At 26.0% G+C, this 12,073-nt stretch carries 11 protein-coding genes, 1 tRNA gene and 1 other RNA gene; 9 read left to right on the forward strand and 4 right to left on the reverse strand.

Annotated features, from left to right (window positions below; genetic code table 11):
- Positions 1-71: 71 nt before the first annotated feature.
- The gene (locus tag BLO14_RS04035; RefSeq protein WP_091973183.1) at positions 72-746 is read right to left on the reverse strand and encodes a queuosine precursor transporter; all 675 of its coding nucleotides are present in this window, start codon (positions 744-746) and stop codon (positions 72-74) included.
- Positions 747-859: 113 nt separating this feature from the next.
- On the opposite strand from BLO14_RS04035, the gene ssrA reads away from it, so the two are divergent.
- Positions 860-1,221: a transfer-messenger RNA gene (ssrA, locus tag BLO14_RS04040) on the forward strand.
- 51 nt (positions 1,222-1,272) lie between these two features.
- Here ssrA and BLO14_RS04045 read toward each other — a convergent pair.
- Positions 1,273-1,344, reverse strand: a tRNA-Gly gene (locus BLO14_RS04045).
- Positions 1,345-1,495: 151 nt separating this feature from the next.
- Here BLO14_RS04045 and bpuR point away from each other — a divergent pair.
- Positions 1,496-1,864 (forward strand): transcriptional regulator BpuR, encoded by a 369-nt coding sequence (gene bpuR / locus BLO14_RS04050; protein ID WP_091973185.1) that lies wholly within the window; start codon positions 1,496-1,498, stop codon positions 1,862-1,864.
- 22 nt (positions 1,865-1,886) lie between these two features.
- Here bpuR and BLO14_RS04055 read toward each other — a convergent pair whose 3' ends face one another.
- The gene (locus tag BLO14_RS04055) at positions 1,887-2,432 is read right to left on the reverse strand and encodes a ribonuclease HII (protein ID WP_091973187.1); all 546 of its coding nucleotides are present in this window, start codon (positions 2,430-2,432) and stop codon (positions 1,887-1,889) included.
- Positions 2,433-2,524: 92 nt separating this feature from the next.
- Between BLO14_RS04055 and BLO14_RS04060 the strand changes: the two genes are divergently transcribed.
- From BLO14_RS04060 to phoU, 4 genes are read left to right on the forward strand one after another with little or no spacing between them, the layout of a single operon-like run.
- The gene (locus tag BLO14_RS04060; RefSeq protein ID WP_091973189.1) at positions 2,525-4,972 is read left to right on the forward strand and encodes an AAA family ATPase; all 2,448 of its coding nucleotides are present in this window, start codon (positions 2,525-2,527) and stop codon (positions 4,970-4,972) included.
- Between the two features lie 25 nt (positions 4,973-4,997).
- Positions 4,998-5,399 (forward strand): hypothetical protein, encoded by a 402-nt coding sequence (locus BLO14_RS04065; RefSeq protein WP_091973191.1) that lies wholly within the window; start codon positions 4,998-5,000, stop codon positions 5,397-5,399.
- Complete coding sequence (locus tag BLO14_RS04070) at positions 5,396-6,433, forward strand: hypothetical protein (protein WP_091973193.1); 1,038 nt, start codon at positions 5,396-5,398, stop codon at positions 6,431-6,433. The genes BLO14_RS04065 and BLO14_RS04070 overlap by 4 nt, the downstream gene beginning before the upstream one ends.
- A 10-nt stretch (positions 6,434-6,443) precedes the next feature.
- Positions 6,444-7,115 (forward strand): phosphate signaling complex protein PhoU, encoded by a 672-nt coding sequence (gene phoU, locus BLO14_RS04075; RefSeq protein WP_014653301.1) that lies wholly within the window; start codon positions 6,444-6,446, stop codon positions 7,113-7,115.
- Between the two features lie 81 nt (positions 7,116-7,196).
- On the opposite strand, the gene BLO14_RS04080 is transcribed toward phoU, so the two are convergent.
- The gene (locus BLO14_RS04080; RefSeq protein ID WP_091973195.1) at positions 7,197-8,048 is read right to left on the reverse strand and encodes a protein-glutamate O-methyltransferase; all 852 of its coding nucleotides are present in this window, start codon (positions 8,046-8,048) and stop codon (positions 7,197-7,199) included.
- 191 nt (positions 8,049-8,239) lie between these two features.
- Between BLO14_RS04080 and BLO14_RS04085 the strand changes: the two genes are divergently transcribed.
- Genes BLO14_RS04085 through BLO14_RS04095 form a run of 3 tightly spaced genes read left to right on the forward strand, consistent with a single transcriptional unit; the run spans position 8,240 to position 12,027 of the window.
- The gene (locus BLO14_RS04085; RefSeq protein ID WP_091973197.1) at positions 8,240-9,742 is read left to right on the forward strand and encodes a peptidylprolyl isomerase; all 1,503 of its coding nucleotides are present in this window, start codon (positions 8,240-8,242) and stop codon (positions 9,740-9,742) included.
- 12 nt (positions 9,743-9,754) lie between these two features.
- Positions 9,755-11,278: a pallilysin-related adhesin gene (locus tag BLO14_RS04090; protein WP_091973200.1), complete on the forward strand. Its 1,524-nt coding sequence runs from the start codon at positions 9,755-9,757 to the stop codon at positions 11,276-11,278.
- An 8-nt stretch (positions 11,279-11,286) separates the two neighbouring features.
- Positions 11,287-12,027: a lysophospholipid acyltransferase family protein gene (locus BLO14_RS04095; protein WP_091973203.1), complete on the forward strand. Its 741-nt coding sequence runs from the start codon at positions 11,287-11,289 to the stop codon at positions 12,025-12,027.
- Positions 12,028-12,073 lie beyond the last annotated feature (46 nt).

The following is a 12,073-nucleotide window of genomic DNA, read 5'->3' on the forward strand; positions in this document are numbered from 1 at the left end:
TATTCATAGCATTCAATTATACCCGATTAATTATTTTAGATAAAGGTTTTTATTTATACAAATTAATTTTTTTATTTTTGAAGTTTTATATATTTTGCAAAATATATAAAAGGTGTTCCCAAAATTCCTGCCAAACCTTTAATTAGATATGTGGAAATTACTATGTCCAGAAAAGCTTGCTTTGGAAATACTTCAAAATAGGTTGCTATGCTTACAAAAATTATTGTATCTATTAAGCTACTTATTAGTGTTGATCCATTGGTTCTAAAAAATAAAAATTTAGGAAATTTTTTTTTAATAAGCTGATATAGGTATACATCATTTAATTGGGATACTAGGTATGCAACAAGAGAGGCTAATAGTAAAGCTGGTATTGAAGAGAAAATGTTTTCCAGGCTTTTAAAGTTTTCTTGAGTTCTGTTTGATATAAAGTGAATTTGTGCATTTGTTAATACTGCAAATACAATGAAGCTGATAAACCCAATATAAACGGATTTTTTTGAAGTTTTTTTTCCATAAAATTCTGAGAGAATATCTGTTGCAATATATGACGATGCATAAATAATGTTGCCCAATGTAGCATTAATTCCGAATATTGTAATTTGTTTTAAAACTTGAATGTTTGCTATAATAATTGCTACTGCAATCCATGCAAATAATCCGTTTTTTTTAAAAAAAAGGAATATAATGATTAAAAATGAATAAGTAGTAATTAGCATGGCAAACCATAAAATCTCATTAAACATAAAATTCTCTTTTAGTAACGTTAGATTTACTATTATAAAATTTTATTTTGGTTTTTGCAAATAAGATAGCATTGTTATTTTCTTAAAATTATGGTAAAATAGTATTTACATGAGGGGATGTTTTGGATTTGACTGAAAATGCTAATATTGTAAGTTGCAGGCAGAGGGAATCTCTTAAAACTTCTAAAATAAATGCAAAAAATAATAACTTTACAAGCTCAAACCTTGTAATGGCTGCTTAAGTTAGCAGGGAGTTTTGTTGAATTTGGCTTTGAGATTCACTTATACTCTTTTCGACATCGAAGCTTGCTTAAAAATATTTTCAAGTTGATTTTTAGGGACTTTTGTACTTGAGAGCAATTTGGCGGTTTGCTAGTATTTCCAAACCATATTGCTTAATAAAATGCTAGATAAGCTTGTAGAAGCTTATAGTATTGTTTTTAGGACGCGGGTTCAATTCCCGCCATCTCCATTTGCTTTATGTGTTTATTTATCTAAATTTAAAGGATGTGTAATTATTATTTAAAGCGTCCTATCGGAATCGAACCGACATCATTAGCTTGGAAGGCTAAGGTAATAGCCATTATACGAAGGACGCAAGACAATACTTTACTTATATAAAAAAAATCAATTTATGTCAATAAGATTTATTGTAATGTTTATTTTTAGCTAGTATTTTTTTTTTTAAATAAGTACAATTAATTTAACTTAAATGTAGTCAAGTGCAAAAACTTGTGTGGAGGAAATTGATGGGAGAGAGAGGGGAAGTATTCTCTGAGAAACTATTTACAGAGTCTGAGAGAACTTATTTTTTTAATGTCAAAGAAAATAGAAAAGGGGATTATTTTTTAAATATTGTAGAGAGCAAAAGAAGTCCAAGTGGAGATTTTGAAAGACATTCTATTTTTGTATATGAAGAAAATATAAGTGAGTTTGAATCCAATTTGCTTAAGGCAATAGCAGTTATTAAGCAGAAAGTGTCTACAGGATCTGTTAGCTCTTCTGCGAGGCATAATAAAGGGTATGGTGAATATGGAGAGAGATCTAAATTAGACGATTCTAAATTTCAGAAGAAATCTCATTTATCAGGTGGGCGATTTAAAAAGAAGGATTATTAAAAGGATTATTAATTTTTATTTTTTAAATTAGTTTAAAATTTTTTCTATGAAGGCTTAAAACCCCATATTTTTTTATTGCATTTTTATGTTCTTTTGTGGGGTATCCTTTATTTTTTTTGAGTAAATATAATGGATAAATTTTATCATATTCATCCATCAGTTTATCTCTTTTAACTTTAGCAATAATTGAAGCAGCTTTTATTTCGTCTATTATTGAATCCCCTCTAATTATTGCTTTAACAGTTTTTGCTGTTATTTTTGGAATAAATTTGCCATCTACAAATACTAAGCTGCAATTTAATTTTAGATTTTCGTATGCAGTTTGCATTGCAAGAAGAGATGCGTTGTGAATATTTATTTTTTCTATTGTTATGTTTGAAATTTCAGCGAATGCATAATATGAGTTTTCAAGTATTAATGAGGATAGATATTCCCTTTTTTCTTTTTTTAGTTTTTTAGAATCATCCAATTCTTTTATAAAGTTAGGTTTTTTTTTGAAAACTACAGCAGCACTTAGAATGGGTCCAAAAATACAGCCTCTTCCAACTTCATCTATTCCGCAAATCATAATTGGCCTTTTTATAAAAATATTTTTATTTATTATAATATGAAATTGTAGATTTATAAGTAATTGGTTTTTAATTTTAATTGGGAGTTAGTTTGGTTTTAAAAAAAATAGCACTCTTAGGATTTAAATCTTTTTTAAATAGACAAGAGTTTGAAATAGGTGAAAATTTAAGTTTTATTGTTGGTCCTAACGGATGTGGAAAGAGCAATCTTATTGATGCTGTGCGTTTTTGTATGGGGGAAGATAATTTAAAATTTTTAAGAGTTGAAGATATTTCTGATTTAATTTCTGTTTCAAAATTAGGAAAATCAAATTTTGCAGAAATAACTCTTTTTTTTAGTAACATTAACGGTGAAAAATCGACTTTGAATGGATTTGGAGAAAATTTTTATATTCGCAGGCGTCTTTATAAGGATGGCTCAAGTGAATACTATTTTAATAATAAAATTTTAAATTTTCAAGATTATAATAGACTTTTGAACAGGTTTCATTTTAAAAGATCGCCTTATATGTTTATAACCCAAGGTAAGGTTGAAGACATTTCTTTAGGGAGAAATGTAAATCTTAAATCTTTAATTGAACAGGCAAGTGGAATAGATGTTTTAAAAATTGAAGAAGAAGAGGCCTTGAAAAATTTTAAGCAATCTAATCAAAATTTATTATCTTTGTTAGCCTTGCAAGAAAGTTTAAAGCAAAAGTACGATAACATAAAAAATGTTTACCTTTTGAGAAAAAAACATCAAGATTCAGTTCAAAAATTAGAAGCTTTGGAAAAAACAATAACATTAAAAAAGCTTTTCAATATTAATTTTGATATTAATGTCTTAAAAAATGAATTAAATTTAGACGATTTGAGTAAATTTTTGTCTTCTAGTTTTAAGGAAAAGTTAGAATTTTATTCATTTAGAGAAAAAAATATTGCGAATAATATTCAAGCATTAGAAAAAGATCTTGAGTTTATGAAATCTAAAATTCTTGGACTAGAGATTAAGATTCAAAAATTAGAGCAAGAAAAGACTGTAAAGATGAATTTGGAAGATAAGTTTGTCAAGAGTAAATCTAAGTTTGAGGAGAAAAAAAAATCTATAAATAACGATTTATATCAATTAAATAGTTTGCTTAAAGAAAATAAAAAAGAATTTTTTTCTTTAAGTGACGAAATTAATAAATATACTAAAAGTTTTTTTGAACTTGTTGATTTAATTTTATCTGTGTTAAAGAGTGCTAAATCAGAAGAGTTTGTTTTGTTAAAAGAGAATATATTAGATTCTCTTAAACTTTTTGAAGAATCATTAAGTATAAAGTATATTAAAGAGATTAGAGTAAATTTAATCAAGTATATAAGCAAAGATGATAATCTTTTGGCTTTATTGAAGGATAAAATTGAGCCTGTTTTTGATCAAAATGTTAATTTGAAAAAATTCTTGCTTGAAAAAAATGCTTTAAAAGCAAATATTGCTAAGGAGATAACAAATATCGAGAGATTAATCGAAGAAAAGACACTCAAATTAAATGATGTATTAGGCGAGCTTGAGTATATAGAGCTTTCTAAATTTAAAAATTTGGACGAAATTAAACTCATAGATAGTAATTTAGAATTTTTATTTGAATCTAAGAATAGTCTTGATGAAGAGCTTAAAAATTTGTGTTTAAAGCTTGAAGGTTTAAATTTAGAAAAGAGCGATATTCAGCTTAATTTAAGCAATCTTATTGGTGCTTCAAAATCTAACAATGAGTCTTTTAAGGAGAAAGATTTGAGCTCTTTAGTTTTTTTTAATGATTTTAAAAAAACTAAATATTATGAATATATAAAAAAACAGACAGAGTACGAATTTCTTTTGAACTCTAATATGAGTATTAAGAATGAAATAGAAAATTTTAATATTTCTAATAAGATGTCTGATAAATTTGAATTAGAAGGAGATCTTGTAGCCAGGGATTTATTACGAAAAGAAATAGATGCAATCAATCTGGGCGATTATGTATTTTTCAATATTGATAAAGAATTTGATGAAACTAAGGATCGTTTTGAAAAAGTAAGTTTACAGGTGGAAGATTTAAAGCTTTCAAAATATTCATTACAAAAGCTTCAAAAAAAAATAAAAAATGAGATTTATAAAAAATTTAGAGAATCATTTGATGAGATTAATAAAAATTTTTCTTACTTTTTTAAAAAAATTTTCAAAGGAACCGCCATTCTTTTTTACAATGAAAATACTGATAATGTTGAGATTAGAATAAATTTTTCAAACAAATTTGTCAAAAACAATAATATGCTTTCAGGAGGTGAGAGTACTTTGGTTAGTATGGCTTTTGTATTTGCACTTTATTATTATTCTCCCGCTTGTTTTTGTATGCTTGATGAAATAGATGCGGCTCTTGATTTTGAAAATAGTAAAAAACTTTCTTTGCTATTAAAAGAATTGGGAAAAAAAATTCAACTTTTAGTAATAACCCATAATGCATATGTTTCTGAGGGTGGTGAAAATTTGATAGGTATTACACTTGATAATGGTGAAAGCAAGGTGTTTAATATATAATTAAGTTAGATTTAAGGAAATTAACATGCAAGATGGAAGGTTTAGTTTTAGAAAATATTTTTTAATTTTAATATTTTTGATTTTTATTGTTTCAGGCATTACTTATTTCTATTCAATACAAATGTTGGAGAAATCTCAAAGGTCTGTTGAAGACAATTTAGATGCTAAGGTTAAATTAGTTAATATGGAAGATTTTTATTTTGATTTAAATGAATGTCTGAATATGGATGATTTTTTTATTCCAAGACCTGATTATTTAAATGAAAATTTAAATAAAGATTTGGTTGTTGATGGGTTAATTAAAAATAAGTTTCTTGATGAGTATTTTTTTAAAGATCTTTGGATTAAAAAGGAAAATTTATTTAACATTGATATTGAGAAGGAGAATGAAAAATTAATAGATAAGATTTTAGAAATTTCCAAATGATTAAAAAATATTTGATTTATATAAGTTTGCTCTTTGTTGTTTTTGAAGTTTGTCCTGAGCCATCTTTTATAAGTCAGGGCAATTCGTATGAGCTTGATTTTAGCAATAGAGAAGTAGATATTAATGTAAATACTAATTCAAAGTTTAATCTTTCTTTTAAGGATGAGTCTTGGATTTACATCAAAAGCAATGAAAATAGAGCTTTTATTAACCTAATTGGAGAATCTTATGAAAACGGGGCTGTTTTTGCTTTTCAAACTTTTAAAAAGGAGGGCAAAATTAAGTTGATTTTCAGTTACCAAAATGTTAAGGATTCGATTGAATTTAATAAAATAATTATCTTGAAAATTACAAAGAATTTTGAAGCTGAAATTTCAAATGGTGGTGATGGTTCTGACGAGGATAGGGATATTAGAAGTAACAATAATCTTGAACTTAGAAGGGATGGTGTTAATAAGATAAGCTCTTTAGAGGTTATTGCCAGAGCTTTGAATTTATCTTACATAAATGATTACAAAGGAGCAATAGATTTGCTTAATAAGTATGATTTTAATGATGATAAATATATTTTATTGAAGGCAGAAATTTATTATAAAAATAGGGATTATTTAAAATCTTATGAAAATTATTTGAAATTGAAGAGCAAATGCTTTCAAAGCATTATTTTTGATCTAATTAAGCTTGGTATAGAATTAAATGTTAAAGAAGAGGTTTTAGAGGGTGCTAGATATTTAGTTGAAAAGAATATTGATTTTTCTGAGAGTATTTATCTTGACATCTTTGAATTTTTGGTAATGAGAGGAGAGTATGAGTTTGCTTTAAATTTTAGTTCTCTGTACTTTCCTAAGTATATTAATTCAAGTTTTTCAGATAAATATAGTTATTTTTTGGGAAAACTTTATGAATCTGAGAGCAAGCATAAAGATTTTTTAAAGGCTTTGCATTACTATAAATTGGTTATTGATAATTACCCTTTTAGTGATTATTATGGTAGAGCTAAGATAGGGTATTTATTTTTAAAGCGGTTTTTTTAGGAGATGTGACATGATACGGAGAAGGCTTACTAAACAACTTGAAATAATAAAAGATTATCTTTGGGACATGAAAGAATGTGTGCTTAAGATTATAGATGACTCTTTGATAGCCTTAGAATCTAAAGATAAAAGTTTAGCTAAAAAAATAATTAATGAGGATGAAAAAATAATAGATGATTATCAATACGATATTGAGGATTTGTGCGGAAGAATAATTGCTACCGAACATCCTGTTGCTACAGAACTTAGAGAAATTTTAGCAATTATTAAAATAATAAGTTCTCTTGAAAGGATTGCAGATCATGCTACTAAGATTGTAAGAGTTGTTCTTCTTCTCGAATCAGATTTAGATGATTTTGATTTTCTTAATCTATATTTTAAACCTTTAAGAGAAATGGCGGATACAGCTAAAGAGATGTTGTCTGATATTTTTGATGCATATTTTGATGGAGATTTTACTAAAATATTAAAGATAGTTAAGTATGATAATATAATAGATAAATTATTTTCAAAGCAAAAAAGTATTGTTATTGATGCAATGAAAAAAAATCCTGAAAATTTGGATTATCTTTTAAATATATTATTTTTGAATTCTTTTTTAGAAAGAGTGGGCGATCATGTAGCAACAATTGGTGAATTGCTTTATTTTATTAGAATAGGTGAGAAAGTAAACTTAACTTAGCGGTATTATTTTAGCTTTTTAAGCTAAGTAAATTTTATATTATAAAAAATTTATTATAAAAAGAATTAATGATTATTGTCATTAATTCTTTTTATAAGTGGCAGGCATTATGTATTCAAGATTTTTGTTTCCTCTGATTGTTTCTGAATGCCCAATTAAAAGATAAGAATCATTTTTAAGATAGGAGTTGAATTTATTGGCAAGGTTATTTCTAGTTTTTTCATCAAAATAGATCATGACGTTTCTGCAAAATATCAGGTCAAATTTCTTGCTAAATGGAAATTTTTCATCCATTAAATTTAATTTTTTAAAGTAAACCATTTTTTTTAAAATTTCTTTAACTTGAAATTTATCATCTTGAAGTTGATTTAAATATTTAGTTTTTAAATGTTTGGGCAAATTTATTATACGATCTTCAGGATAAATTCCTTCATGAGCTTCGTGTAGAACGCTAATTGAAATGTCTGTTGCTAAGATTTTGACTTTAAAATTTACTTTATTATTTTCCATGTATTCTTTTAATATCATTGCAATTGTATATGGCTCTTCACCACTTGAGCATCCGGCTGACCATATTCTAATTTCTGGGTTTTCTGATTTTAATATTTTTTCAGAGAGATTGGGCAATATTTTATTATTTAAAAAATCAAAATGTTTAGGTTCTCTGAAAAAATAAGTGTGATTTGTTGATATTTTGTCTATTAATTTAATTAATTCAATGTTTCCATTGCTTTTTTCTAAAAAGTTGATGTATTCAGTAAAATTTTTAAAACCTTTAACTTTAAGAAGAGATGATAATCTACTTTCAATTAGCATCTTTTTTTTTTCACTTAGATTGATTCCAAAATTGTTGTAAACTATTTTTATTAACCTTAAAAGTTCGTCCTTAGTTATATTTATATTAAGATTGAATTTGTTTTGATTCATATTCATATACTTTTGATTTCGTTCTCCTTTTTGATTCAGAGTGATTTGTTTTTATGCTAGAAATGTAAAAATTTCTTTTTTAGCTCTATAATACTTAAGCGTATAGCTTAAGTTAGATATTTCAATTGCAATAATTTTTCAATTGTGATAATTTAGTAGTTAAATTATTAGTATGCTTACTTATTAAAGGTTGTTTTATGCGAAAAAGAAGTAGAAAAGTCAAAAGTGATTTGGTTGTGTTTGAATCTAAAGAAAAAAAAGTTGGTATATGGGGTATTTTTGCTCTTATTTTAATTGTTTTTGGATTTATTATTGCACCTTTACTTCCAGGGATGTTTGATAATTCTCATTCATCTGGTTTAAAATTTGGTTCTTATAAAGGTCAACCTATTTACTATGAAAAAGATAGTAAGTTTGCCAAGTATGTTAATTACTATTCAAATCTTTATTCTAGGTTACAAGGGGATTCTAAGGGTATCAACATAGATTATAATGCCTGGTATTTAGCATTTATGAAATATGTTGAGGATATTGCTTTTTTTGACCTGATAAAGAAATATAATTTTTACATTTCTAAGGAAGTGCTGAATAAAAATTTACTCAGATCTCCTGAATATTTAGACTCTAGTGGAAATTTTAGTTCTAAAAGATATAATAAAGCTTCTGATTATCAAAAAGTTAAAATTTATGATGATATGGTAGAAAATATGCTGTTTTCGAATGTTAAAGTTTTTTTAAATAGTAATTTGATATTTCCCGATTCTCTTTTTAACTCGATTAAAGATATGAGTACTGTAGAAAGGCATATTTCATATCTTGCTCTTTCTTACCAGGATTTTTCTAATAAAGAGGCAATATTTTATGCTGAGAAAAATTTAAATTTATTCAAGCGTTTGTCGCTTGCGTCTATTCGTTTTAAAAATGTAAGCGATGCTCGGAATGCTTATGATAAGCTATTAAACAAAACTCCATTTGAAGAGCTTGCTAAACTTTATTCAGATGATATAGCTAATTTCAAAGGCGTTGTTTCTTTGGACAAGTATTATTTTGACTTAGATCTTAATGTTGAAAATAAGGAAGATCTAAATGCTATTTTTTCTTTAAAAGAAGGCGAATTTAGCAAGCCTATTAAGATTAAAAATAAAAATGAATATCAAATATACAAGGCATTTGGCAATGTTCATGATTTTGATAAAAACTCAGATCGTGATATTAGCTCTGTTAAAAATTATATTGAAGCTTATGAACCAAATGTTATTGAAAGTTATTTGGAAAATAAGTTAAATGATTTTCTTAATGATATTAAACTTAGCAGTTTAAGCCAAGCTCTTGAAAAATATCAATTTAGTTTAAAAGAAGAAATTGTCAATTTATCTTACAATGTTAATGTTTATCCTAGTACTTTGAAAGAGTTGGTTGAGTTTAATAATAGCAAGTCTTTTTATGACATTGTTTTTGGATTAAAAGAAAATTCTTGGTCTAAGCCTTTTGTAGCGAATAAAAAGGTTTATTTGTTTTTCCTTAACTTGGCTAAAAAAGGATCTAACGAGCTCAAAGAAGAGATCAAAAATGAAAGACTTCTTGACAATTTTAACATTGCGAATAGCGGCTTGATTACAGATTTTTTGTTGAATAAAAAAGATTTTGTTAATAATTTTAATGAATCGTTTTTTGCTTTGCAAAGTTTTGGTCAAAATTAAGAAACGAGTGCTATGATAAAGGTTTTGGTTGTCAATGTAATTGACTTTAGTAAGGGATTAATCTGGTTTTATTCTTTTTTTTATAGATTTTTGGTTTTATTCTTTTTTTTTACGTTACTTGCTTGTTCTCAAGTGAATAAAGATTTTATTGTTTTTAACAAAGATGTGAAATCTGCTTCTGAGATCGATGATCTAAATTCTAACGTTTTGGAAATTAACAAGATGGAAGATTTTTTTGGAGCTATTATAGATTTAAAAGGTTATAAAATTCTTGCAGTTCAGCAGGAAAATTTAAATTTAGATGTTTATTTTGAACAAGTGGTTTTAGCTCAAAATTTTTCAAATCTTGATGCGTATTTATTTATTATTGGCTTTGATCCTAAAATTAAGGCTGGAACGATTCTTTTTAAAACCCAAATAGACATTGACCTAAAAAATTCTTACAATATGTATCTTGAGGATATTACAGGTGATTATGATTTTAATATAGTTGTTCAGGGATTTTCAAAAGATAAATCTGTTTTGTACGTTTTCCAAAAATCTATTTTAAATGATGTGTCTTCTTATAAGCCTATATTTTTTGACAAAGTTAATGGCACTGTTCTTATCAATAAGTATGCAAGATCTTCAGCTTATGAGGAAAATAGATCAAGGGAAAGTTATCCTATTTCTTTAGAAAAATATGAAAAAGTAGGGGAAGATTTAATAGTCAGCAAGATTGAAAAATATGAATATTCTCATGTTCAGGGTAAATATTATCTTTCTTCTGTTAGTGAAAAAGTTGGTAAGATTGATAATAATATTTATAAAACTTTAAAGAATTTAAGCAAAGACGAAGTTTATAGATTTTTGCATGGAGTTTGGTATGACGTTCATGATTATAATAAAAAACAAGGCAAAGATATTGATGAAGTTTTATTTTTGTCTTTTGAAAGGCAATCAAGCGAGATTAATCTTTTTAGAAAAAATTCTCAAGAAGTTGCAAAGATTGAATATATTTCAAAGCCGGCTTACAATACCCTTAATGTTAGCGCTAAGTCTCTTTTTTCAGATTTGATTGTTTATAACTTTTGGATAAAAATTGTAGATAAAGAAAATGTTGAAATCAAAATTGACACTAGTACAAATTCTTATGATAATAGTGGATTTTCAGGAACATTTAAGAGATTTGATGAAAATATCTTGAATGTTGAAAAAAATGGTAATAATGTTTATTTTATTCCTAATGGAAATTATGTATATAAGGATAAAATTTATGATTTTTCTTATCCCAATTTAACTTATATTGATGAGAATAAAATTTATTATGGCATTTTTAATATTTTCCCTTTAAAAAATAATTTTGTTCTTGAATATGAAATTGATATGGGTAGTTATAAGATTGTCGAATCTTTTTTTCTTGAACATAACGAGAGAGTTGTTCAAAAGCAAAAATTTTCTACAATCATTCTTAATCCTATTAAAATTTTAAAAGATGATGTAAGCTTAGTTAAAGGGCAAAAATTAAAACTTGAGCGAATAGAAAAAATAGGATAATAGTTTTTATGAAAATATTGAGAAGTATTATAACTTATTTTAATGTTTTATTGTTCTTTTTGATTTTTATTTTTTTTTTATTTCCTTTTTACTTGGTTTTTAAAATTTTTTCACTTGAGCGTTATATTATTAAATTTAGTTTTCTTATGATTCGAGCTTGCATTAAAGTTGGTTTGTGGATTGCTGGAATTAAAATTATTGTTACAGGTACTGAGAATATTCCCCAAAAGGGGAATGTAATAATAATGGGAAATCATATTGCGGCTATGGATCCTTTAATTTTTATTTATACTTTTGTTAATCCATTTGTAATATTGGCAAAACATTCTTTGCGTAGGGTTCCTTTTGTGAATTTTGTTTTAATTGTTATGGGTGCTATTTTTGTTAATAGAAAGAGTATAAGATCTGCTGCTGAGGCTGAAGTTAAGGCAATAAAGGTTATGAGAGAGGGTAGATCTATTGGAATTTTCCCTGAAGGTACTAGAAATAGGGGGGGGGATACTAAGGTTTTTAAAAAAGGTGCAATTAAGATGGCATTAAAGACAGGAACATCTATTCTTCCTGTTACTCTTTATAATACTAATAATTTTTTCATTAAAAATGTTATTTTTAATTCTGGACTGTCTGTTTATATTCATGTCCATCCTTTGATAGATATTTTAAAATTAAGTGAATATGAAAAAGAAAATCTTGCTAGTATTATCAGAGATCAAATAGTTAAAAAGCTTGAAACTATTAAAAACTATTAAAATTTAATTTATAAAGTTTAATTTATAAATATAAAGCAAGGATTTA

The organism is Borreliella japonica, assembly GCF_900099615.1.
Lineage (GTDB): Bacteria > Spirochaetota > Spirochaetia > Borreliales > Borreliaceae > Borreliella > Borreliella japonica.

What these genes read in the sequence shown, in the direction of transcription:
- BLO14_RS04035 (WP_091973183.1), bottom strand. Translation starts at nt 746, where the DNA reads ATGTTTAATGAGATTTTATGGTTTGCCATGCTAATTACTACTTATTCA.
- bpuR (WP_091973185.1), top strand. Translation starts at nt 1,496, where the DNA reads ATGGGAGAGAGAGGGGAAGTATTCTCTGAGAAACTATTTACAGAGTCT.
- BLO14_RS04055 (WP_091973187.1), bottom strand. Translation starts at nt 2,432, where the DNA reads ATGATTTGCGGAATAGATGAAGTTGGAAGAGGCTGTATTTTTGGACCC.
- BLO14_RS04065 (WP_091973191.1), top strand. Translation starts at nt 4,998, where the DNA reads ATGCAAGATGGAAGGTTTAGTTTTAGAAAATATTTTTTAATTTTAATA.
- BLO14_RS04070 (WP_091973193.1), top strand. Translation starts at nt 5,396, where the DNA reads ATGATTAAAAAATATTTGATTTATATAAGTTTGCTCTTTGTTGTTTTT.
- phoU (WP_014653301.1), top strand. Translation starts at nt 6,444, where the DNA reads ATGATACGGAGAAGGCTTACTAAACAACTTGAAATAATAAAAGATTAT.
- BLO14_RS04080 (WP_091973195.1), bottom strand. Translation starts at nt 8,048, where the DNA reads ATGAATATGAATCAAAACAAATTCAATCTTAATATAAATATAACTAAG.
- BLO14_RS04085 (WP_091973197.1), top strand. Translation starts at nt 8,240, where the DNA reads ATGCGAAAAAGAAGTAGAAAAGTCAAAAGTGATTTGGTTGTGTTTGAA.
- BLO14_RS04090 (WP_091973200.1), top strand. Translation starts at nt 9,755, where the DNA reads ATGATAAAGGTTTTGGTTGTCAATGTAATTGACTTTAGTAAGGGATTA.
- BLO14_RS04095 (WP_091973203.1), top strand. Translation starts at nt 11,287, where the DNA reads ATGAAAATATTGAGAAGTATTATAACTTATTTTAATGTTTTATTGTTC.